At 65.7% G+C, this 20,632-nt stretch carries 25 protein-coding genes; 9 read left to right on the top strand and 16 right to left on the bottom strand.

What is annotated here, in order from left to right; all coding sequences use genetic code 11:
• Positions 1 to 27 precede the first annotated feature (27 nt).
• The 8 genes from ABD53_RS17850 to ABD53_RS14185 form a co-directional block, all read right to left on the bottom strand.
• Positions 28 to 156, bottom strand: coding sequence for a hypothetical protein (locus tag ABD53_RS17850; RefSeq protein WP_268778295.1), 129 nt, complete (start codon positions 154 to 156; stop codon positions 28 to 30).
• A 52-nt stretch (positions 157 to 208) separates the two neighbouring features.
• Positions 209 to 460, bottom strand: a complete 252-nt coding sequence (locus tag ABD53_RS14215; protein ID WP_152670793.1) for a hypothetical protein — start codon at positions 458 to 460, stop codon at positions 209 to 211.
• A 7-nt stretch (positions 461 to 467) separates the two neighbouring features.
• On the bottom strand, positions 468 to 1,310 hold the full coding sequence (locus ABD53_RS14210; RefSeq protein WP_047866481.1) for a Crp/Fnr family transcriptional regulator: 843 nt from the start codon (positions 1,308 to 1,310) through the stop codon (positions 468 to 470).
• 148 nt (positions 1,311 to 1,458) lie between these two features.
• Positions 1,459 to 1,908, bottom strand: coding sequence for an Hsp20/alpha crystallin family protein (locus tag ABD53_RS14205; protein ID WP_047866480.1), 450 nt, complete (start codon positions 1,906 to 1,908; stop codon positions 1,459 to 1,461).
• Between the two features lie 52 nt (positions 1,909 to 1,960).
• Positions 1,961 to 2,524, bottom strand: a complete 564-nt coding sequence (locus ABD53_RS14200) for a hypothetical protein (protein ID WP_047866479.1) — start codon at positions 2,522 to 2,524, stop codon at positions 1,961 to 1,963.
• Positions 2,525 to 2,689: 165 nt separating this feature from the next.
• The gene (locus ABD53_RS14195; protein ID WP_152670792.1) at positions 2,690 to 3,025 is read right to left on the bottom strand and encodes a hypothetical protein; all 336 of its coding nucleotides are present in this window, start codon (positions 3,023 to 3,025) and stop codon (positions 2,690 to 2,692) included.
• Positions 3,026 to 3,045: 20 nt separating this feature from the next.
• Positions 3,046 to 3,450, bottom strand: a complete 405-nt coding sequence (locus tag ABD53_RS16225; RefSeq protein ID WP_053058116.1) for an STAS domain-containing protein — start codon at positions 3,448 to 3,450, stop codon at positions 3,046 to 3,048.
• A gap of 44 nt (positions 3,451 to 3,494) precedes the next feature.
• A complete protein-coding gene (locus ABD53_RS14185; protein ID WP_047866477.1) occupies positions 3,495 to 4,055 on the bottom strand; it encodes a hypothetical protein in 561 nt (186 codons plus the stop codon).
• A 417-nt stretch (positions 4,056 to 4,472) separates the two neighbouring features.
• Between ABD53_RS14185 and ABD53_RS14180 the strand changes: the two genes are divergently transcribed.
• Entirely contained in the window at positions 4,473 to 5,216 is a 744-nt protein-coding gene (locus ABD53_RS14180) for a Crp/Fnr family transcriptional regulator (protein ID WP_084709716.1), read from the top strand.
• A 44-nt stretch (positions 5,217 to 5,260) separates the two neighbouring features.
• Here ABD53_RS14180 and ABD53_RS14175 read toward each other — a convergent pair whose 3' ends face one another.
• A complete protein-coding gene (locus ABD53_RS14175; protein WP_047866475.1) occupies positions 5,261 to 8,068 on the bottom strand; it encodes a chemotaxis protein CheB in 2,808 nt (935 codons plus the stop codon).
• A 240-nt stretch (positions 8,069 to 8,308) separates the two neighbouring features.
• Between ABD53_RS14175 and ABD53_RS14170 the strand changes: the two genes are divergently transcribed.
• The 3 genes from ABD53_RS14170 to ABD53_RS14160 all read left to right on the top strand — a co-directional run bounded on the left by ABD53_RS14170 (position 8,309) and on the right by ABD53_RS14160 (position 10,295).
• Positions 8,309 to 8,512: a dodecin family protein gene (locus tag ABD53_RS14170; protein WP_047866474.1), complete on the top strand. Its 204-nt coding sequence runs from the start codon at positions 8,309 to 8,311 to the stop codon at positions 8,510 to 8,512.
• A 239-nt stretch (positions 8,513 to 8,751) separates the two neighbouring features.
• Complete coding sequence (locus tag ABD53_RS14165) at positions 8,752 to 8,991, top strand: hypothetical protein (protein ID WP_047866473.1); 240 nt, start codon at positions 8,752 to 8,754, stop codon at positions 8,989 to 8,991.
• A gap of 206 nt (positions 8,992 to 9,197) precedes the next feature.
• A complete protein-coding gene (locus tag ABD53_RS14160) occupies positions 9,198 to 10,295 on the top strand; it encodes an anthranilate phosphoribosyltransferase (RefSeq protein WP_047866472.1) in 1,098 nt (365 codons plus the stop codon).
• Positions 10,296 to 10,309: 14 nt separating this feature from the next.
• Here ABD53_RS14160 and ABD53_RS16710 read toward each other — a convergent pair whose 3' ends face one another.
• From ABD53_RS16710 to ABD53_RS16220, 3 genes are all read right to left on the bottom strand, one after another.
• On the bottom strand, positions 10,310 to 10,468 hold the full coding sequence (locus tag ABD53_RS16710) for a YqaE/Pmp3 family membrane protein (protein WP_047866471.1): 159 nt from the start codon (positions 10,466 to 10,468) through the stop codon (positions 10,310 to 10,312).
• Between the two features lie 113 nt (positions 10,469 to 10,581).
• Positions 10,582 to 10,731, bottom strand: a complete 150-nt coding sequence (locus tag ABD53_RS17340; RefSeq protein ID WP_160309708.1) for a hypothetical protein — start codon at positions 10,729 to 10,731, stop codon at positions 10,582 to 10,584.
• 45 nt (positions 10,732 to 10,776) lie between these two features.
• Complete coding sequence (locus ABD53_RS16220) at positions 10,777 to 11,790, bottom strand: hypothetical protein (protein ID WP_053058115.1); 1,014 nt, start codon at positions 11,788 to 11,790, stop codon at positions 10,777 to 10,779.
• Positions 11,791 to 12,056: 266 nt separating this feature from the next.
• Here ABD53_RS16220 and ABD53_RS14145 point away from each other — a divergent pair, with 266 nt between their 5' ends.
• Positions 12,057 to 13,388, top strand: coding sequence for a glutamine synthetase family protein (locus tag ABD53_RS14145; RefSeq protein WP_047866470.1), 1,332 nt, complete (start codon positions 12,057 to 12,059; stop codon positions 13,386 to 13,388).
• A 92-nt stretch (positions 13,389 to 13,480) separates the two neighbouring features.
• Here ABD53_RS14145 and ABD53_RS14140 read toward each other — a convergent pair whose 3' ends face one another.
• The 3 genes from ABD53_RS14140 to ABD53_RS14130 all read right to left on the bottom strand — a co-directional run bounded on the left by ABD53_RS14140 (position 13,481) and on the right by ABD53_RS14130 (position 16,395).
• The gene (locus tag ABD53_RS14140; RefSeq protein WP_235401662.1) at positions 13,481 to 14,803 is read right to left on the bottom strand and encodes a glycosyltransferase; all 1,323 of its coding nucleotides are present in this window, start codon (positions 14,801 to 14,803) and stop codon (positions 13,481 to 13,483) included.
• A 71-nt stretch (positions 14,804 to 14,874) separates the two neighbouring features.
• Positions 14,875 to 15,654 (bottom strand): inositol monophosphatase family protein, encoded by a 780-nt coding sequence (locus ABD53_RS14135; protein WP_047866468.1) that lies wholly within the window; start codon positions 15,652 to 15,654, stop codon positions 14,875 to 14,877.
• Positions 15,655 to 15,705: 51 nt separating this feature from the next.
• Positions 15,706 to 16,395 (bottom strand): TIGR04283 family arsenosugar biosynthesis glycosyltransferase, encoded by a 690-nt coding sequence (locus ABD53_RS14130; RefSeq protein ID WP_160309707.1) that lies wholly within the window; start codon positions 16,393 to 16,395, stop codon positions 15,706 to 15,708.
• A gap of 123 nt (positions 16,396 to 16,518) precedes the next feature.
• Here ABD53_RS14130 and ABD53_RS14125 point away from each other — a divergent pair, with 123 nt between their 5' ends.
• The 4 genes from ABD53_RS14125 to ABD53_RS14110 are packed head-to-tail and all read left to right on the top strand — an operon-like array spanning position 16,519 to position 19,519.
• Positions 16,519 to 18,069 carry a leucyl aminopeptidase gene (locus tag ABD53_RS14125; protein WP_053058113.1) on the top strand — a complete coding sequence of 517 codons (1,551 nt, stop codon included), beginning with the start codon at positions 16,519 to 16,521 and terminating at the stop codon, positions 18,067 to 18,069.
• 3 nt (positions 18,070 to 18,072) lie between these two features.
• Positions 18,073 to 18,744 carry an MBL fold metallo-hydrolase gene (locus ABD53_RS14120; RefSeq protein ID WP_047866466.1) on the top strand — a complete coding sequence of 224 codons (672 nt, stop codon included), beginning with the start codon at positions 18,073 to 18,075 and terminating at the stop codon, positions 18,742 to 18,744.
• Complete coding sequence (locus ABD53_RS14115) at positions 18,741 to 19,259, top strand: MogA/MoaB family molybdenum cofactor biosynthesis protein (protein ID WP_047866465.1); 519 nt, start codon at positions 18,741 to 18,743, stop codon at positions 19,257 to 19,259. Before ABD53_RS14120 ends, ABD53_RS14115 begins: the two co-directional genes overlap by 4 nt.
• The gene (locus ABD53_RS14110; protein WP_047866464.1) at positions 19,259 to 19,519 is read left to right on the top strand and encodes a hypothetical protein; all 261 of its coding nucleotides are present in this window, start codon (positions 19,259 to 19,261) and stop codon (positions 19,517 to 19,519) included. Before ABD53_RS14115 ends, ABD53_RS14110 begins: the two co-directional genes overlap by 1 nt.
• Positions 19,520 to 19,600: 81 nt before the next feature.
• Here the strand turns inward: ABD53_RS14110 and ABD53_RS16215 are convergent, their stop codons facing one another.
• The gene (locus ABD53_RS16215) at positions 19,601 to 20,542 is read right to left on the bottom strand and encodes a class E sortase (protein WP_160309706.1); all 942 of its coding nucleotides are present in this window, start codon (positions 20,540 to 20,542) and stop codon (positions 19,601 to 19,603) included.
• Between the last annotated feature and the right edge of the window lie 90 nt (positions 20,543 to 20,632).

Genomic DNA, 20,632 nt, shown 5'->3' with positions numbered 1-20,632 from the left:
AGATCCCGGGCCCGCGTCCGGTACACTCTATGCGTTCCCGGACTCGCTCCGCTCCGCTTGCAGGGTCTCCGGGCAGTCGCGGACGGCGGCCCCGGGTAGACAATCTTCGGAGTGGCGGTCCAGCCTGTCTTCGTCCAGGCCGTCGGACAGGTTCACGGTGCGCCGGGAGGAGCCGGAGTACCGCCCGGCCGTGTAGGTAGTCGGACTATTACTTCGTATTCCTCTGCAAGGTCTCCGGCGAGGGCTCCAGAAGCTCCACGTACCGCACGTGCTCTGCGACCTCCAGCGCGTGCCGCTTGTCGTCTTCGCGCAGCTCGCCCTGGCGCTCCATCTCGGACAGGATACGCATGATGCTCGCACCCTCGCGGGTAAAGCTTGCCTCTTTGCACAGCCCTACGAGCCAGGATATCTCGCGCTGGAGATAAAGCCCCAATTGCGGGTTTCCGTCACGTCTGGTCAACGTCTGATCAGCCGGTGGCGGCGTACCGGAGCTTTTCCGGATCCAGCAGGACTATGAGACCTCGGGAGTAGCCTATGGCTTGGCGGGCCTGCAGGTCCGATATGGCCTTGGTGACCGACTCACGCGTGGTAGAGATCATGTCGGAAAGGTCCTGGTGCGTCAGGCGCAGCATGATCACGGCACCCTCTCCGCCATCTCCGCCGTCTCCCCTGGAGAACTTCTCGGCTAGCAGGGGTAGAAGTCCCGCGAGCCTGGACTCGGTCCGGCGCGAAGACAGGACCCGCACGAGCCTTTCCTGCTCGGCCAGCCTGAGCTCTGTTAGCGTTGCCAGCGACAGCGCCGCCTCCGGCGACAGGCGCAGCGCCCGGCGCAAAAGCGCCTTGGGCACCTTGAGGATCTCGGAGTCCGTGAGAGCCGTGGCGCTGGCCTCGACGTAGCCGGCATAGAACGCGGCATCCGTCGAGGGGACGGTCAGCGTCTCTTCCGGGTCGGTAGGATTCAGGCGGCCGAAGGTGTCGGAGACGGTGAGCATCCTGGTCGTAAAGCTCTTGCCACCGGGCAGGAGGTCACTGACGCTCAAGATACCCTCGGTCAGTATGTACAGCCCGTCTTCGGGCTCCCGGCCCTGGTAGACGACGTCTCCGGGCACGAAGCGTCTTCTGGTGGTAGGCAACTCGAGCTCTTCGATCATCGCGGCCAGCCGGCCGCACTCCGTATCTTTTAGAGACTTTAGAGGTGCTAGAGATGTTCCCGACGCCGCTCTTGGCAAGGTCTGCGGGGAGCCGTGCCCGTCCCGGTGGCTTCCGTCCAGCCTGGTATCCATCAGGTCCGCGGCTTCTTCGTGGGTCACGCTCCTGCTCCTCCCCGGATGTGCACTCGTTGCGCTCTTGGATCGGGCGCTGTTTTTAGCTTCTTTCGTGATTCTTCTGGGTCTCTTGACCTCGCCCGCCGGACGACGGTCGGTTAGGGCCGGTCAGGGTCGGATGCCCCGGACCACATCAGTCCTCCGGGGTCTCGATATCGAGCTGCTTCTCTTCGAGGAGATCCGAGTAATCGTGTATGACGATCTTTAGCGTGCAGCCCTCGAAAGCGGCGCTTATTCTGTCCTCGTCGAGGCCGTGCGGGAGGCTTATGTGACGCCGGAAGGAGCCGGTGTACCGCTCGGCCGTGTAGTACCGGACGCCCTCCTCCTGGCCCTCTTTCTCGCCGAAGATGGTCAGATCCCCGTCCGAGAGGCTGAGATCCACCTCTTCCCTGCGGACTCCGGGGAGCTCGGCCAGCACCACCAGATCCCCGTTATCCCTCAGGAAGATGTCGGTCGTCGGCGCCCAAGCGTCCTCGTAGCTCCGTTGACGCTCCCCACCGGTCGAGTAACCGGCCATCCACTGCTCCATGATCCGGTTGTTCTCCGTGATCTGGTCCACGATCCCTCTGAACGGGTTCTTCATCCCGTCTCCTTTCCAGTCACCTTGCGCTTTGCTAGTACGAGTCGGATACGAGCTAACTCCCGCGCGAGCCTTCGAACCAGGCCTTTCCCCGGCCCATGAGAGTCTCCAGAAAGCGGGCGCGGCTTACGCCGCGGGGCAGGGCACCGGCGCGGTACGGGCCGCGTCCTCCCCTGATAGCCGGGATGGCCTCCACGGGCGGGTCGAAGACGACCCTGTCTACCCCATCGCACGGCCCCGCCGAGAACTCGCTCCCCGAGAGCAGCGAGATCAGCTCTCCGGCGCCGGTAACCCGGCCCCGCCACCCCTCGTGCGCGCCCGCCGGCGACGCCCCTTCGTACCGCAGCCGCTCGTTCCAGGCCTCCGCAAACCGCTTGGCCTCCGGCCCGGAGCCGAACACGGGCAGCGCCTTGCCCTCCGGGAGCCGTAGCGAAAGCACCGTGGGCTGGAGGACGCTCCGCCGGGGATAGTTACCCCCCGCCACGTCCTTGACGACGAGCCCGTAAGGAGTCCGCAGAACCTCGGGTAAAGTGCCCGGACGGGACCCGGACGGTTCTCCCGTGCTTCGTGGCGAGGTCGTCATGACCCTACCCACCTCCTCGCCGGACTTGCCGCGCAAACGGCGCCCCCGGCACCGCTCCATCGGCGGTTGAATGACGTCCGTTCCATCTTTTCACCCCTTTCACTCCTTTCACTCCTTTCACGCCCGACGCTCCGGCGCCGGTAGCCTCTGCAAGGAGCCCCCGACACCCCCGGCGCGAGTGACCGGGGCTCTCATACCTCTTCATCGTTGCGGATTCTTTGGAGACGAGCTCTTGAGACGTCCCTGCACCCACTCCAGACGCTTCCTCTGCGCCTCTATCCTGGCCGCCCGGTCCCGGCGGGTGAGCTCCTCCACGGGCTTGTACCAGACCTCTTCGCCGTCCCGGAGCTCGGCGAGCCCCTCCTCGGCCTTCTCCCGGTCCTCGCGGGCGAGACGGCCCAGCTCCTCCTGCGACTCTCCGGGCAGCGCGGGGCCGAGCACCCGGGCGAGCTCGCCGTTTCTACGGTCCGCGATCTCCTTGCGCTCCACCTGCATGTAGCGCTCCCCCAGCCGTTGACGGTCGCTCTCTGCAACCATGTCTCCATCCATCTCTACGGTCACGAGTCAGCCGGTCCACCGGGGATAACCGTATCGTGGTACAGCTCCAGCACCCGCTCGACCTCTAGCAGGCCGAAAGCGCGGGTCACCGGGCCTCCCTGCGGCACCACCAGGCGCAGCTCTCCTCCGAGCTCCCACATGGCCTGTGCCTGCTCGACGAGGGTGCGGACCCCGTAGACGTCTATGAACTCCGCCTCTCTGAGGTCCACGTACGCGACCGGCTGCCCGTCCAGCCGGGAACAGGCCACGCCTATGCCCCTGAGTAGCTCGGGTACGGTGGCGAGGTCTACCTCTCCGCGAACCTCTACCACGGGAGACCCGTCCGCAACCCTGCCGACCGGGGCCGAGAACCCGGTCGTCTCGACCCTGGAGAGATGATCGTTAGTCTCCGTTTCCGCGCCCATGAGCCTCACAGCCTCCTTTCACGGTCTCCTCTACGGTCCTTTAATTACGCGACGCCGGTTGGTCCACCGGGGGGGGATGGAACGGGGAACCTCACCCGGCTCACGAGCAGCTTCACGAACTCCTCCCGGCTAACGATGACCAGGCGGTCCGCGACGTGATGCTCGGCCTCCGGCACGGGGTCCAGGGCGACTCGGCCCAGGCCGCCCCACTGACCGTAGAGCACGGATATGAGCTCCCCGCCGTCGAGCTCCCTGATCCGGAGACCCCGCCCCCGGGAGCGGAGCCTGCGGAACGCCTCCGCCTCCTCTCTGAAGCTGAACACCGCGAGTGCCCGGCGGGCTCCGGCCCCGTCCTCGATGCCCTCTCCGCGACCGCCCGTCACGCACAGCACCTCGCTGGGGTCGGGTAGACGCTCCCGCGGGGTGCAGACCACCCAGTAGCTGGGACTCAATCGCCTTTCGTCCGGGGCATCCGGGCCGTGGGGGGATTTCATGGCGTTTATGGCGCGCCCGTAAGCCTCGTGAGCCCCCGCCATAAGCTCCGTATCGTCCACATCGAAAGTTTTGAAAGCGTCAGAAGCCTCGAAGATCTCGGGGTTAACCATGTCTCTCCTTCCCAGTGCCCTGTACGTTGGTGGTTTCTCTTCTCGTCCACACCCTGGAACTTGACCCGGACCCCACCTATCAAGCTCTCGCCGTTCGTGCCGAGTGTCTTAGAGTTACTCCTCCGTGAAGCGTCCACCACGCCTCCCGTTCTCGTATCACCGAGGTCCAACAGATCCGCCAAGACCCGAGCCTGCACGCTCCCCGCACTCCGGCCGGCCCCCAGTTGGTGGTCTCCAGGACCCAACCGGCGGGTGGCCCCGCTACCGGACACGCTCCCCAAAAACTCCGGAAGCCCTGGAAGCTTTACCCGTGAGGACGGACCACCTGGCTACATATTGCTCTCCGAAGCGCCAGATTCAACACTATATAGGGACCGATCTACCCCCCCCCGGCATTTTGTAGTTTAGAATACAGTTATGAATATCAATTCAGAGCCCGGCGGGTACCGCAACGCCGCAGCGGAGGAGATGGCGCTACGGCAGAAGGTGCGGCTTTTATCCATGGTGGATGTTCTGGAGCCGTTGTCGGCGGAGGAGCTTGAGAGGTTCGCCCGCAGGACGCCCACGATGCACCTCAGAAACGATCAGCTCTTTCACACCCCGGCGCGGCGCGGGGGGCCGTTGTTGCTGCTCCTTGAAGGGAGGGTCAGGATCTACAAGGTCGCCGCCGGAAAGGAACTCACGCTCTCCATAGTGGACGCGGGTGCGCTGTCGGCGGAGGGGACGCTCACGGCCCAGCAGCTACAGGGGGTGTACGCGCGCACCCTGGAGCCCTCGACGGCGGCCCTGGTCAGCCCCGAACAGCTCCGGCGGCTGGTGCGGCACGAGCCCGAGATCGGGATGAGGCTCGTGGAGTCTCTCTCCGAAAGGCTTTCGGTGTACGCCGACAGGCTGGCGGACCTGGGACGCAAGAGCGTGCGGGGCCGGATGGCCGGGCTGGTGCTGGCCCTGATCTGGAGCGAAGGGGTCGTGGGCCGGGAGGGGTACCGCATACCCACCCCCTACACCCACGCCGAGCTCGCCGCGATGGTCGGAGCGGGCCGGGTTGCGGTCACCAACGCCCTGCTGGAGCTCAGGAGAGAGGGCCACTTAGAGATCCGGGACCGTTACATACACGTCGCCGACCCGGAGGCGCTGGAGCGCGTCTCCGGGCAAGGGTAGGCCCTGCTCCTCGGCTGCTCCTCGGCTACTTTTCCCCTGTCCAGCTACTCTTGCCGCGTGCCGTCCGGATCATGGTCTTCATGGTCCGGGAGCTCGCGGAAGACCACGAGCCCTCCCCGCTGCTCGTCGTCGCCCACGGGCTCCCCCCTGGCCTCGAAGCGGCGCCGCGTGCCGTCATCGCAAGCGGACATGAGAGTGGCGGTGAAGCTCTCGCCTCTGGTGGCCCGGCTCTGGGGCGTCTCCTCCCCGGGCAGCTCCGAGCCGGAGTCGTCGGTCGCGACGCAGCCCTTCGCGCCGAAGGTGTGACGATAGGCCTCGTTGGTGAGCGTGGCCCGGCCCGAGGACTCTACCACGAGCATCGGCTCGGAGACGCTCTCAAGGACCGTCTGCACCTGCTTCTGTAGCTGCGTCCGCATCCGCTTCTGCTCCCGTTCGCGCTCCCGGGAGATCTCCTGCAGCTCCGCGCTCCGGTTCTGGAGGTCCTCGTTGGTGGTGTTGAGCTCCTCGACGGTCGCCTGGAGCTCCTCGTTGACCGTCTCCAGCTCCTCGTTGGTGGCCTGGAGCTCCTCGTTCAGCGTCTCTACCTCCTCGGAGGAGGCCTGAGCCTCCTCGGTGGAGAGCTGGTACTGCTCGTTGGCGGCGCGCAGCTCCTCGACGGCGCGCCGGAGCTCTCTGTTGGAGGCTTCCAGCTGCCGGTTGCCCTCCACCAGACGACCGTTCTGCTCCCGCTGGCGCCCGGACTCCTGCTCGGCCCGCTGGCGGTACTCCGCGAGCTCCGTCTCTGCCGAGTCGAGTCTCTGCCGCAGTTCGCGCCTGCTGCGGGCGTAGTGCGTAACGTCTTCGATCAGGATGATCACCGTCTGGCCGGGAGCAACGGTCTCTTGGTTATATGCGGTGTCCGCGGCACCAGCGTCTTTTGGGACACCGGGGCTGCCGGTGCCGGGGGGATGGCAGGTCATGTCCAGGGTGCGGGACTCTCCGGTGGTGACCTCCTCCACCTCGAACTCGCCCGTGGACGCAGGCTGGCCCTCCCGGAAGGCGTAGTCTATGGCCGTGCGCAGCTCTTCGTAGGGAGCCTCCCGGACCAGGTGCAGCAGATCCTCGCCGATAGCGGAGCCGTGCACCGAGAGCAGCCGCCTCGCGGCGGGGTTGATGGCGTGGATGTCGTAGCTGTTATCCACGGAGATCACACCCACCGGCAGCGGGGCCAGCGCCCGCTCCCCAGCCTGGGCCGCGGACCCGGACGGCTCGCCGTCCCCGCTCTGCGCCTGCGGGCGGCGCTGCGGGGCCCGCAGTGAGCGCCCGCCGTGCGCGGGTCTCTTTGGCAGGCTCGGCATGGCCTCGGACATGCTGGAGGCCGGCATTACGAACCGCTCGCCCACGCGGTAGAAGACCTTGTACTGGCGGTCCAGGGAGGCGAAGTACTCCGGGAGCGGCGAGGTACTCTCCGCCTTGCCGAGCATCAGGTATCCCCGGTCCTTGAGGGAGAAGGCGAATAGCTGCAACGTGCGGCGCTGCAGCTCGGGGGTGAAGTAGATCAGGACGTTGCGGCTCACGACCAGGTCGAGCCTCGGAAACGGCGAGCGCTGGGCCAGGTCGTGCTCGCCGAATATGAGCATGGACCGTACGAACTGCTTTACGTAGTACAGGCCGTCTAGCTGGTCGAAGTAGCGCGAGACCTGCTCTCCGGTAAGCGCCGAGAGCGCCGAGGCCGGGTATACGCCACGCCGGGCGTGATCCACCGCGCCCCCGTCGAGGTCGGTGGCAAAGATGCGCACGTCCGGGGGCTGCGAGACGCTCGCCGGGCTCTGGCCGGACGTCTCCTCCAGAGTCTGCTCCAGCGCCTCGGAGACGAGTATCGCCAGGGAGTAGGCCTCCTCGCCGGTTGCGCAGCCCGCGGACCACAGCCGGAGCTGCTCGCCGCTTTCCCGGGCCTCCTCTATGAGCCCGGGCAATACCTCGCTCCTCAGATACTCGAACTGCTCCGGGTCGCGGAAGAACTCCGTTACCTTTATGAGAAAGGTGTTGATGAGGCTGGCGTACTCCCCGGGGTTCTCTTCCAGGTAGCGGCGGTACTCCCCCAGGCTCCCGACGCCGGTCGCGGTGAAGCGCCGCGCCAGGCGGCGGCGGATGGTCGGCCTCTTGTACTCGGAGAAGTCTATGCCCCGGCTCCGCCGCAGCTCCTCGAGGAACTCCGTAAACTCGCTCTCCTCGTCCTTGCGCGCCCCACTGTCGGCGCTTTCTGCGAGCCTGCTCTCGGAGAGGAGGTCGGAGAGCAGGCCGCCGATCCCGTCCAGGTCACTCACGATGTCCACCGTGCTCGGGGCCAGCGACGCGGGCATGCCGGAGAACTCCGCGCTTTCGGGGTCCTGCACGACCACCGTGCCGCCGGACCTCTTGACCGCCCGCGCGCCGTCGGTGCCGTCAGAGCCCGAGCCGGAGAGTATGACGGCCACGAGGTTCTCGCCGTAGACCTCCGCTGCGCTCGTCAAGAGCAGGTCTATGGAGGGCTTGGGCCTGCCGTGGCCGTCCTCGTGTACCTCTATCTCCCGGTCGGTCACGTTCGCGTGCCGGTCGGCCGGGACCACGAACACGGTGCCGGCCGAGAGCGGGGTGTGATCCTGCACGGTCTCCACCGGTAGGCGGCTCTGGCGCGCCAGTAGATCCTCCAGGTGACTCTCGCGCTCGGGGTGCATGTGCTGGGCTATGACCACCGGCGCGGGAAAGTCCTCCGGCAGGGAGCCGAGCACCCGCGACAGGGCCTCTATCCCGCCCGCCGAGGAGCCGATCACCACCAGATAAGAGAAATCTCCCGAGTCTATGAACTCCGCAGATTCTGTGGACTCAGCCATGATCTCCCTCTCCCGCCAATCGCTCCCGGCAGCCCGCTCCGCACGAGCCCCGCGGCAGCCATCATAACCAGCATACAATCAAAATATTGTATATGCTACAAGCACTCTTTACATGCTACGTGGCCCGCGCCCGCGAGAGCGGAGGCCGCCCGGAGCAGGGCTCCGTCACGTTTCGTCAGGTTTCACAGCGTTCCACACGGGTAGGATGAAGTTAGTAGAAAGCTAGGGAAAGGAGACCGTATGAGCGTCGCCAGGGTAACCGAGTTGAGCGCGACCTCGCAGAGCGGGTTCGAGGACGCCATCAAGGAGGCCATAGACAGGGCTAACCAGACCCTCCGCAACGTCGAGAGCGCCTGGGTAAAGGACCAGAACGTGCTCATCGAGAACGGGCAGATAACGGGCTACAAGGTGAACCTCATGATCACCTTCGTTCTCGAAGGCTAGCTTCTAGCCTATCTACTGGAGAGCGGGCCGGGGAGTCGTAGCTCGCCTCTCTACCCGCTCTCTAGCTTTAGGCGAATCCCACTGTAGAACCCCAGGAAGCCTTACACGGGAGTTATACAGAGAGTCAATGACCGTAAATGACCGTTTAGCCGGCCCCGGCGACGGGTAACCGCACGCTAGTAGGGCATCTTGCAAGGTGCTCGGGATGACCGGAGTTCAAGCTTACCGGAGGTGAGACGATGGCCCGTTGCGAGGTCTGCGGCAACGATTACGACAAGGCTTTCGAGGTGAGGACGCCCGGCGTGTCAGAGGGGCGCTTCTTCGACAGCTTCGAGTGCGCCATACACGCCCTATCCCCCACCTGCTCGCACTGTGGCGTCCGAATCGTGGGCCACGGCGTCGAGGCCGGAGGCCAGCCTTACTGCTGCGCCCACTGCGCGGAGGCGGCGGGCGCGGGCGCGATACAGGACCGCGCCTGATAGGCCGGCGGCCCGCCCGTTAACGCGAAGGCAGCGGATGGCCGTGACAGTGCGGGACGGTGCGGTCGAGGTAGGGTAGCGGTCACAGCCCGGGGCCCGCTTACAGGCGGATCCTCCGGGCGCTCGCTTCCCCGGCAGAGGTCCGCGATAATATATTCCTCGTGGACGCTAGTTTTCCAGATCCTCTAAACAGAGCGTAGAGTCATTTGGGCGCAGGAGCCGCGCGGGAGACGGACGAGACCCGGAGCGCGGAGGGCTGGCGGGAGTTCGCCCCGTACCTCAAGGCGCTCGCCCGCGGTCCGGACAGCCTGGCCGACCTGGATCCGGAGCTCTGCCGGGAGGCGATGGAGCTGGTGCTGGCCGGGGTCGCCAGCCCGGCGCAGGCCGCGAGCTTTCTCATGGTCGGGCGCGCCAAGGGCAACAGCGCCTCCGAGCTCGCCGCCACCTCCCGCGCCATGCGCTCCTTCTTGCGGCGGGTACCCGCGCCGCCGGAGCCGGTGCTCACCGTCACCGGCGGCTTCGACGGCAAGCTGCGCACCCTGAACCTCGGCGCGGCCTCCTCGCTGGTAGCGGCCGCCGCCGGCGCGCGCATCATCATCGTCGGCTCCGAGGACGTGCCGCCAAAAGAGGGCTACACCAATTTCGGAACGTTACGGAAGCTAGGAGTCCGCGTGCCGCAGACGGTCGAGGAGGCCGGCGAGTCACTCGCAAGGAGCGGCTTCGCGGCGACGAGCCTCGCCCACTACCTGCCGGAGCTGCACGGCCTGCTGCAGCTCCGGCGCGAGATGGCGCGGCGCACGGCGCTCAACGTCTCCGAGAAGCTCGTCTCCCCGGTGACGGGCTCGGCGATGATGGTCGGCATGACCCACCGCCAACCCTTCCTGGAGACAATGCCGCGGGCCCTCGTGCAACTCGGCGTGGAGCGGGCGCTCGTATTCCAAGCGATAGAGGGCTCCGACGAGGCCCCGCTGGACGGTACCTCGGCTCTCGTAGTAATAGAAGGCGAGAAGATCCGGGAAACCGTCGTTTCTCCGCAGAGGCTCGGCCTCGGGAAAGTTCCGCGCTCCGAGCTTCCGCCGCCGGCAGAGACGGACGAACATTCGGCGCGGGCCTTACTGGAAGGAGAGCCGGGGCCTCTACGGGACCTGGTCCTGTACAACGCCGCCCTCAGGATCTGGATGTCGGGCGGAGATACGCCGGGCTCCCCACCACTAGAGGATATGCTAATAGAGCCTCTGGAGCGCGCCAGGACCTCACTCGATGGTGGAGAGGCGCTCGCGCTGCTCCATAGTCTCCCCGGTTGAGTATTAAGGCCCGGCTACCGGGTAAAGATTATGTATACGGCGTGTATGAGGCCGGGGAAATACCCCAGGATCGTTAGCACGACGTTGAGCCAGAACTGGCCTCCCAGTCCAACCTGCAAGAATACTCCAAGCGGCGGTATGATTATCGAAAGTATGAGACGTAGTATGTCCAACTCTTACTCCTTTGGGAAAGTGTTCTCCAGGAGGCCGCGGTTAGTCGGCCCCTTTTCTTCATTCATCTCCGCCCTTACCCCGACACCCGGCACGCCAAACCGCGGGTGCGCACCTAGCTTCTACCGCGTAGCCTGCGCCTCAACTGGTGCTTGACGCCGCGCGTAACGGCCCGGCGCATGGTCGGGCTCTTCACGGCCTGCAGGGCGATCTTGCGGGCGCGCTGATTCTGTAACAGCTTCAGTATTATGTAGCTCTTCCTCAAAACGTCTCCTCTCTGGCCGGCTCCCGCCAGCCACTCAATCCCCGGCTAGGGCGTGTAGTCTATCTCCCGGTGGTAGCGGCTGCCGAGCCGCCCGCCAAGCATCCCGCCCAGGAGGGCGGCGAGGATCACGCCACCCGAGACCACAGCCCCGGAGACGCCGAGGCCGCTGATGAGATCCACCGCCGTATCGCCAAAGCTCAGGGCCTCTCCGACCACATCCCCCGTGAGGGTGCCCGAGATCGCCTGTCCCAGAACGCCGCTCAAGACCAGTAGCAGCGCCGCGACGAGAACCGTCCACAGCAGGACCATCGCGCCGTTACGTCCGCCGTCGTAACGGGCCATGCGCCCGGAGATGTACCCGCCGAACAGAAAGGAGAAGAAACCCGCCGCGGCTATTATGGCGAAGCCCGTGATCGCGGTCGAGGTGAGCTGGCCGCCCCCGAGGCTATCCCCGAGCCCGAGCGGCACGAGCAGGAAAATGGCGGCCCCGACACCGAGCAGGCCGGCGAACAGCAGGGTGAAGATGAACCCCACGAAGCTCGCCAGCCAGTCCACGCCGCCGTAGATGTCGCGCAGGTACTCTTCCCTGTCTCTCAGGACGTCGCTGTAGCCGGTGGAGTAGCCCCCGTATCCGCCAGAGCCTTCAGAGGCGGCGGATGCGGCGCTCCGGCGGCCGCTCCCCTCTCCAGAGGGGCCGGGCGCGCGTCCCTTTCTCTTCCCCTCCTCCTGCTTCTGGGAGGACCTTTTCGGGGGGATCTCGAACTCCTGGGTGTCGCTGGAACGATCCCGGCCCGCGGAGCCGTCCGATCCCCCGGAGCGAGCTGAGCCAGAGGATCCACCCCGCCCCCGGGAGCCGCCCCGCTCCTCGGTCGAGATCTGCCGGGTCGCGTCGTCGGTCGGGATGCGTTGCGTGGCGTCATCGGTCGGTATCCGCTGGGTCGCGTCCTGCTCCGGCTCGCCGCTCCCCTGCTCGCGGCGGGTCTCGGACCGCTTCGTTTCCTCTGCTTCTTCGCCTAGGGGACCACCCCTACGGCGCCCCCCGGACTGATTCTCCGGCATGTCGCTCACATCTCCCCTTAAGCTAGGGTTCTCTGCACCCTGGCGCTCCGTGCGCTCTCCACACTCTCCGCACCCGGGCCGTTTGTACACAAGGCCAAAAATGCCATCGCTCCCGGCACCCTGGATTAGACACCGGGCCATATGCAGTGGGCCGTCGCCTCCCTATTATAGCCGGTGTGCCGTAGTGACATTCCCCGCCGGGCCGTTTTCTAGTCATTCGCGGCCGGCGGGAGCACATTAGGTAAAGACGAAGATAGGAGGGTGGCTTGGCCACGAAGACCAAAGAGGACGTGCTAAAGCAGGCCAAAGACGAGGACGTAAAGTTCATCCGCCTGTGGTTCACGGATATCCTGGGCACGCTAAAGAGCTTCGCGCTCACCGTGAGCGAGCTTGAGGACGCCCTGGAGGGCGGTGCCGGCTTCGACGGCTCCTCCATAACGGGCTACAACGACATCGAGGAGTCGGACATGATCGCCATGCCCGACCCCTCGACCTTCCAGGTCTTCCCCTGGAGCCCGGAGGAGAACCGCGTGGCCCGCATGTTCTGCGACGTGCAGACCCCGGACGGCGACCCCTACGTCGGCGACCCGCGGCATATCCTGCGGCGCGCGCTCGACCGGGCCCGGGAGATGGGCTACGACACCTTCAACGTCGGCCCGGAGCTCGAGTTCTTCTACTTCAAGGACTCCACCTCGACCGAGCCGCTGGACTACGGCACGTACTTCGACCTCACCACCCTCGACGCGGCCACGCCCCTCAGGCGCGACACGGTGCTCTCGCTGGAGCAGATGGGCCTGCGCGTAGAGTACTCCCACCACGAGGTCGGCATCTCGCAGCACGAGATCGACCTCCGCTTCGACGAGGCCCTGAACATGGCCGACAACGTCCAGACCTACAAGACCATAGTAAAGGAGGTGGCGACCCGTCACGGCGTATACGCCACCTTCATGCCAAAGCCCCTGCGGGACCAGAACGGCTCCGGCATGCACACCCACCAGAGCCTGTTCTCCGGCGGCAAGAACGCCTTCTTCGACCCCAACGAGAAGGGTTACCTCTCCAAGGAGGCCCAGGCGTTCATCGCGGGTCAGCTACGCCACGCCCGGGAGCTCTCGATCATCTTCGCCCAGAACGTAAACTCCTACAAGCGGCTCGTACCGGGCTACGAGGCCCCGGTCTACATCGCGTGGAGCCGCCAGAACCGCTCCTCGCTCGTGCGCGTGCCAGGCTTCCACCCGGGCCAGGAGAAGGCGACCCGCATGGAGCTCCGCTGCCCGGACCCCTCGGCCAACATCTACCTCACCTTCGCCGCCCTGCTGCACGCCGGCCTGGAAGGTATAGAGAAGGGCTACGAGCTCCCCGAGCCCAACGAGCGCAACCTCTACGACCTCTCCGCCACCGAGCGCGAGAAGATGGGAGTCCAGAGCCTCCCCTCCGACCTCGGAGAGGCCATAAAGGAGGCAGAGGGCTCGGAGCTACTGCAGAAGGCTCTCGGGGAGCACGCCTTCTCCCGCCTGATGCAGCTCAAGCGCGACGAGTTCGAGGAGTACCGTATACAGGTCACGCCCTACGAGCTTGAGAAGTACCTGCCGGTTCTGTAGCGTTTAGCTATCAGCGGTCAGCGAGGGGACGCGAAATGCGTCCCCTCTTTTCGTGCCTGGCGGCGTGTTTCATAACCTCTAACCTGTCGGGATCACACGCCGAAAGCGTGTCGTTCTATGTACTCGACCGCGGTTCCAACCCCGTCTTCGGCCTTCAGAGTGCGTCCCAACCTCTGGGATTTATCTCTCATTCGCCAGTCGGAGACGGCTTGATCTATCGCGACCGCGAGGTTGTCGGCGGAAAGCCGCTTACGGGGGATTGGCGTGGGTCCTACGCCAAGATCCGCTACACGCGCCCCCCAGAACTTCTGGTCCGCGAAAAACGGTACTATCACCGTTGGTATACCGGCCCGGAGCGAAGCCGCAGTCGTACCGGCACCGCCATGATGTACGGCCGCCACCACTCGGGGTAAAAGCCAGCTATGCGGCACCTCGTCTACCACGCACACGTTGTCTGGAAGTCCGGATAGACGCCCACCCCGAGCATCCGTCCCAATGCCGCCCCACCCGGAGAGCAGTATCCCCCGGCGTCCGGCTAAAGATAACGCCTCGACGATGAGACTAGTCAGCTCCTCCCCACCTCCGCCATCCATGCTACCGAAGCCTACGTATACGGGTGGTTCACCAGCCTCCAGGAACTCGAGTAACTCCCTCGGAGGCTCCCAATCTTCCGGCTCTTCCAACTGCCAGTATCCGGTCACGTGGAGATTCTTCGCACTCCATTCCGGAGGTTGCGGCAGCACGGCCTGGCTATAGGCGTGGAGCACCGGTTCGGGACCGTGAGTTATGTGCGAGAACGGGCCTCTCAAAGAGTAGGGTTCTGTCCCAGGCACCACCTCGGAGGCCGTCTTGAGCCCATGATTTACCGCGGGCCTCATAATCTGAAAGCCGGTCTGATTCATTAGAGGGTAAGACAGATAATTGTACGCGCGCCTCAACAGCCCCGGAGACGAGTCCCAGGCCTCATTGCCAAAGCCTAATGTACCGGCCGGAATCGGAAAGAAGGAATGCTGATAAGACTGGGTTCCACACAAAAACGGTGCAGGTAACGCCCCGACGACCGGAACCCCGAGCGCCTTTGCCGCCTCCCTACCGAAAATCCCGAACGGTGAGTAGATCACCACGTCCGCCCCGATCGCCGCCTCCGCGTAGCAGGCCGCTATCTCTCTGAATGCGGAGCCGACGGCGCGCCGCAAACGGAGCATGAATTGCAAGGGGCTCGCCGTTCCGGTCTCCAGTTGCTGCTCGACTAAGCTCCTAGCGTCCATCGGCATCTGATGGTAACCGAGACCATATCCTCGGATAAGATCCGCAAACTCGCCAGGAGCCACTAGCGTAACCTTATGTCCCGCCGAAATTAGTCCGAGACCTAGCGAAACATAAGGCTGTACGTCGCCCCGAGAGCCACCCGACATTATTACGCAGTGCATTGCACAATGGTAGTCGATAGTTGGAGTAAGTAGCTAGAGTAGTTCTAGCCGTCGCCCTACTCGCGCCGGACCAGATCGAGCACCTCCGGTAGAAGCACGCGGCTGGTGCTGAGGGCCTCGCCGCCGTAGATGGTCTCTCGGCCGGACCAGTCCCCGAGGTAGCCGCCGGCCTCGCGCAGGATCGGGGCGAACGGGGCGCAGTCCCAGGGGTTCATGGCGGGGTCTAGCATGACCTCGGCCCGCCCGGTGGCGACGAGCGCGTGGCCGTAGGCGTCCGACCAGCCTCTGGCGTACCGGGCGGCGCGCCTCAGCCGGTCCCACTCCGGCTCGCGCCCGTAGGCCTCGAAACCCTTGGCGTCGGTGAAGGCCACGATACCTTCGGAGAGGCTCTGCACCTGGGAGACGCGGGCCCTGCGGCCGTTGCAGTAGCAGCCCTCCCCGGTTGCGGCGTGGACCATCTCGTCCAGGGCGGGGAAGTAGGCGGCGCCGACCTCGCAGACGCCCTCTATCTCCAGTGCGATCAGAACGGCGTACAGCGGGACGCCGCGCACGAAGGCCAGGGTGCCGTCTATGGGGTCCACGATCCAGCGATAGCTTCCCGCCCCCGCCTCCGGGCCGTACTCCTCGCCGAGAATGGCGTGCGAAGGGTAACGCTCGCTGATCCGGGCCCGGATCATGCGCTCCGCCTCCCGGTCCGCGACGGTGACGGGACTCTCGTCTTCCTTGGTCTCCGTCCGTACCCCGTTCCTGAAGTACCCGAGGGTCATCCGCCCAGCCTCGTAGGCGAGGGTGGTGGCGAAGTCCAGATGATGCCGGAGTCCCTGTGTGGCGCTCATATATCCCACGGTAACAGCCCGCCTCGTTGCCCGCGAACCGGCCCCACCACGCTACTCTTCTCTGGTGCCGCCAGTGGCCAAGCGGTAGAAGCGGGCCAGCCGCCAGGGGCTCGCCCCGGCTTCGTACGCGAGCTGCATGGCGGCCCACAGAAAGAGCGTGCGCAGGGGGCGTCCGGTCCAGCGGCGGGGGGAACTGGTCATTGGGCCCGGCAGGAAGGCGGTCTTACCGGCCCGTTCGAGGCGGTGGACGAAGATCACATCCTCCATGACCGGCACCGCCGGGAAGCCGCCGATGCTCTCGTACACGTCGCGGCGGACGAAGATGCCCGAGTCCCCGTAGTAGCGGCCGACCCTGCGGTAGACGAGCACGAGAGCCTCCAGCCAGCGGCCGAGCGCCCCGCCGCCGGGGTACTTGAGCCGGAAGTTCCCGCCGACATAGCCCGCCTCCAGCGCGCCCCGTATCTGATCCGCCACGTCCGGCGGCGGCAGCGTGTCGGCGTGCAGGAACAGCAGCACGTCGCCCGTGGCCCTCTCTGCCCCGGCCCGCAGCTGAATGCCGCGCCCCGGCTCCGAGAGCGCGAGCGCCGCGCCTCTCGCGCGAGAGATCCCGGCCGTAGCGTCAGAGGAGCCGCCGTCGGCGACCACCACCTCGTGGACGCCATCCAGCCCCGAGACGTAGTCGAGGAGGCCGCCGATCACAGCCTCCTCCTCCAGCGCGGGTATAACAACCGAGAGCCTCACGACGAGAGTATTGTAGAACAGCGGCGGAACGTGCCCCCGGCCCCGTAGAGCCGGGCGGCATCCTTTACCATATGTCCCGCGACACGCGTTCTTACATCGTTCCTACACGAGAGAGGAGGGGTTTTGGGCCCCATCGGAACCAGGACCATCGGCCCGGACGGCGCGGCGGGTGTAAATACGGAGCTTCTCGTGGTCTGCCTCTACAAAGGCGAGGCGGCGCCGGAGTCCCTCGCCGGAGCCGCCGCCCCCGCGCTACAGAGCGGCGACTTCTCCGGCAAGGAGGGAGAGATGGCGCTGCTCTACACCGGAGAAGGAGGTAACGGAAACGGGGTTGCGGCCTCCCGGCTGATGCTCCTCGGGCTCGGGGAGCGGGACGGGTTCACCCTGGACAAGCTGCGGCGCGCGGCGGCCACGGCGGCGAAGAAGGCGCGCTCCCTGAAGGCCGGAGAGATGGTCCTATCCCCCCGCACCCCGCATGCCGCGACGGGGGAGCAGGCCGCCCAGGCCGCCGCCGAGGGTGCGGCTCTCGGCCTGTACAGGTTCCGCAAGTACAAGAGCGGTATCAAGAACAAGACGGACGAGACGGATGACGAGGAGCAGAGCGACCCCGGCGTGGAGCTACTCGCGGCCGACGACGAGGCTACCGCCAGCGCCACCCGGCGCGGGGCCGAGGCCGGGGAGAAGATCGCCCGCGGAGCCCGCCTCGCCCGGGACCTCGCGAACGAGCCCGGCAGCACCGCGACCCCGGAGTTTCTCGCCGGGCAGGCGGAGGAGATCTCGACCCGCCACGACATGGGTCTCACGGTGCTCGACCGTGCCGGCATAGACTCCGAAAGCATGACCGGCCTCTCCACGGTGGGCCGCTCCTCCTCACAGGAGCCGCGCTTTATCGTGCTGGAGCACCGGGGCGGCGGCGATGAGGCCCCGGTGGTGCTCGTGGGCAAGGGCGTGACCTTCGACTCCGGCGGCATCTCCATAAAGCCCTCGGCGGGCATGGAGGAGATGAAGTTCGACATGGGCGGCGGCGCGGCCGTGCTCGGGGCAATGGAGGCCGTCGGGGCGCTGGGCCTCCCGGTGAACGTCGTGGCCCTCGTGCCCGCCACCGAGAACCTGCCCGCCGGCGACGCCTACAAGCCCGGCGACGTGCTGCAGTTCTCCAACGGCAAGACGGTCGAGGTCATCTCCACGGACGCCGAGGGACGCCTCATCCTGGCCGACGCCCTGCTCTACGCAAAACGCTACGACCCGGCCTGCGTCATAGACTGCGCCACCCTCACCGGGGCCGTGCTCGTCGGGCTCGGCAAGGCGGCCTCCGGGCTGATGGGCAACGACGACGACCTCGTCTCCGAGGTCCAGGCCGCCGGAGAGTCAGCCGGCGAGCGCGCCTGGCCGCTGCCGCTGTTCGAGGACTACACGGACCAGATCGAGTCCGACACCGCCGACATAAAGAACACCGGGGGCCGTAACGCGGGCACCCTGACCGCCGGCGCGTTCCTCAAGGAGTTCGCGGACTTCCCCTGGGCACACCTCGATGTCGCCGGCACCGCCTGGGACGTCCCGCTGAAGAACCCGTACGTCGCGAAAGGGGCGACCGGCACCCCGGCGCGGCTCCTGGTCGAGCTGCTGCGGGCCCGGTCCGAAAGCTCGAATACGAGCCAACACGAGAGGCGGTAACGCGTGATCCTAGAAGGCATAACTGTCGGCCCGTTCCAGGAGAACTGCTACATCGTCGGGGACGAGTCCGGCGAGGGCGCGCTGATAGACCCGGGCGACGAGGCGGCCCGCATCGCGCTCGCGGTCGAGCAGAGCGGGGTGGAGATAGGCTCGATCATCCTCACCCACTCGCACATAGACCACGTCGGGGCCGTTGCGGAGCTTGCCGAGGAGTACTCCTGCCCCGTCCTCCTGCACGCCGAGGCGGAGGAGATGCTCCAGGCCGTACCGCAGCAGGCCGCGATGATGGGCGTGAAGTTCGGCAAGGTGCCGGAGATAGACCGCTACATCGAGACCGGCGAGACGCTGGAGGTCGGCGGTCTACGGCTGCGCCCGCTGTACACTCCGGGGCACGCCCCCGGTCATCTGGCCTTCTACGTGGAGGCTGAAGGACTCGTGCTATCGGGCGACGCCGTGTTCGCCGGAAGCGTGGGGCGCGTGGATCTCCCGGGCGGGAGCATGGAGGTCCTGATGAAGAGCATCCGGGAGGAGATCCTGACCCTCCCGGACGAGACCCGGCTCTATCCCGGCCACGGACCGGCGACCACGGTCGGCGAAGAGCGGGTGAGCAATCCGTTCCTGAACGGCCAGATGAGCCAGATGGGTGGTATGGATGGTACGGGAGGCCCCTCGTGAGCGAGGCCGTAAGACAACATCACCACGAGGCCCCCGACTACGTCCGGGTGGCCGTTCTGACCATAAGCGACTCCCGCACCCCGGAGACGGACACCGGCGGCGACGCGATACAGGAGATTCTGGAAGGGGCGGGGCACGAGATCTCGGCCCGCGACCTCATAAAAGACGAGCCACAGGAGATCCGGGGCCGTCTCACGGACTTTCTCGCCCGCGAGGACGTGGACGCCGTGATAACCACCGGCGGCACCGGCATCTCGCTGCGGGACTCGACCTACGAGGTCGTAGAGGCGATGCTGGAGAAGCGGCTCGACGGGTTTGGCGAGATCTTCCGCACCCTCTCCTACGAGGAGATCGGGGCCGCCGCCATGATGAGCCGGGCCGTGGCCGGCACCATCGGCCGCCGGTTCGTGGCCGCCCTGCCGGGCTCCGCAAACGCGGCCCGGCTGGCGACCGAAAAGCTCCTAGCCCCCGAGATGCCGCACGTAGTATTCGAGCTTAGAAAGCAGGTTGAGTAGTGGAACGAGAGACCCTACCACAGGACGAGGAGAGGCTCTGGCGCAAGCTCTGGGATCTCTGGCAGGAGGCAGATGAGGAGGATGTGATCATAGACTCCTCCAAGAGAGAGGAGATAGAGGAGGAGATCCCGAGCCTCGAAAGCCGGGTGCGCACCTCACTCGCCTTCCTGCAAAGAACCCGCTACATACAGTACCGCTCCGGCTTCAGCGACGGCGCGATAGAGCCCATCCTCTACGACGTCCTCGAACCGGAGGACTAGCTAAGAGAAGGGGGGACGCTCTGTGGAGCGCCCCCCCTTCTCTGTAAGCATTCTGCTCGTTCAACTAGTGAGCGGCTGTTACTACTGGTACTGCTGCGGGTAGTAGGTATCCACCTTCTCGGCCCGCACGATCATGCGCGCCGAGTCCGGCCCGGAACGCATGAGCTTCGGGCTTATATCCCACCAGGTGTTCGGATCCAGCGAGTCTACACAGGTCTGGAGCGTTATCAGGTCCTTACCGGCCTTGGGCTCGGTGACCCAGTTCTCCCACGGCTTGACGGCGAACTTCTTGGTCACCCGATACTTGTACTGGGTGCCATTGGCGTCACCGACGTAGATCATGTCTCCCTGCTGCATCGCGGGCAGCGCGTAGAACTGATTGTAGCTCTGCGTCCCCGGATAGCCGATCCTGTGCGCCGAGATGTAAGTGTTCGCCCCGTTCTGCCACGGGAAGCCGGTCGGGGGCAGCTTGATCGCCCCGACGCCCATCTGCTCGTGAGAACTGCTGTTGTAGACCGTGTCGCTGTACATGCCCAGCTTAGGTATGGACATCCACATGGTCTTGATCCGGGGGTCCGGCGGAGGCTCGGGCTCCTGCTTCTCTTGCTTTTCCTGCTTATCCTTCTTGTCCTCGGCCTTTTTATCGGACTCCTGCTTTTTTGCCTCCTCGTTCTCCGAAGAGCCGTTCGAGCCTTTTTCCCCGGAGGACTTCTCATCCGAGGCAGCCCCGGACGAGGCTTGCTCTGGAGCCTTGTCCGGGGCTGCCTCGGAAGACTTCTCGACGCTATTTGAGGGGGCCTGCTCCCCGCCGCCTCTCTCTTTCGTCACCTCCGGGGCCTGGGCTACCTCCGGCTGGGAGACCCGGGATAGCTGCATACCCTTGGAGCCCACGTTGTCGAGGCCCACGAGCGTCAGACCGCCGAGCGCCAGTATGATGACAGAGGCAAAGGCCGTGGCCCCGAGCAGCGCAGGACGTCTCCTACGGTGCCTGTAACGTCTATGGTTTCGGGATCTATCGCTCATAGGTTTGGAGTCTAGCATTAGTTTCGGACTCTGCACCCCGGTACCCCGAAACACCGCAAGAATTCGATGCTCTAACTCAATGCCCTATCG

The organism is Rubrobacter aplysinae (assembly GCF_001029505.1).
In the GTDB taxonomy this organism is placed as follows: domain Bacteria; phylum Actinomycetota; class Rubrobacteria; order Rubrobacterales; family Rubrobacteraceae; genus Rubrobacter_A; species Rubrobacter_A aplysinae.
This window is presented reverse-complemented; position numbering and strand designations above follow the sequence as displayed.

What these genes read in the sequence shown, in the direction of transcription:
- ABD53_RS14180 (WP_084709716.1), top strand. Translation starts at nt 4,473, where the DNA reads ATGAATATCAATTCAGAGCCCGGCGGGTACCGCAACGCCGCAGCGGAG.
- ABD53_RS16225 (WP_053058116.1), bottom strand. Translation starts at nt 3,450, where the DNA reads ATGGGCGCGGAAACGGAGACTAACGATCATCTCTCCAGGGTCGAGACG.
- ABD53_RS16215 (WP_160309706.1), bottom strand. Translation starts at nt 20,542, where the DNA reads ATGAGCGATAGATCCCGAAACCATAGACGTTACAGGCACCGTAGGAGA.
- ABD53_RS14135 (WP_047866468.1), bottom strand. Translation starts at nt 15,654, where the DNA reads ATGAGCGCCACACAGGGACTCCGGCATCATCTGGACTTCGCCACCACC.
- ABD53_RS14195 (WP_152670792.1), bottom strand. Translation starts at nt 3,025, where the DNA reads ATGGTTGCAGAGAGCGACCGTCAACGGCTGGGGGAGCGCTACATGCAG.
- ABD53_RS14205 (WP_047866480.1), bottom strand. Translation starts at nt 1,908, where the DNA reads ATGAAGAACCCGTTCAGAGGGATCGTGGACCAGATCACGGAGAACAAC.
- ABD53_RS14185 (WP_047866477.1), bottom strand. Translation starts at nt 4,055, where the DNA reads ATGGTTAACCCCGAGATCTTCGAGGCTTCTGACGCTTTCAAAACTTTC.
- ABD53_RS14170 (WP_047866474.1), top strand. Translation starts at nt 8,309, where the DNA reads ATGAGCGTCGCCAGGGTAACCGAGTTGAGCGCGACCTCGCAGAGCGGG.
- ABD53_RS14175 (WP_047866475.1), bottom strand. Translation starts at nt 8,068, where the DNA reads ATGGCTGAGTCCACAGAATCTGCGGAGTTCATAGACTCGGGAGATTTC.
- ABD53_RS16220 (WP_053058115.1), bottom strand. Translation starts at nt 11,790, where the DNA reads ATGCCGGAGAATCAGTCCGGGGGGCGCCGTAGGGGTGGTCCCCTAGGC.
- ABD53_RS14165 (WP_047866473.1), top strand. Translation starts at nt 8,752, where the DNA reads ATGGCCCGTTGCGAGGTCTGCGGCAACGATTACGACAAGGCTTTCGAG.
- ABD53_RS14140 (WP_235401662.1), bottom strand. Translation starts at nt 14,803, where the DNA reads ATGTCGGGTGGCTCTCGGGGCGACGTACAGCCTTATGTTTCGCTAGGT.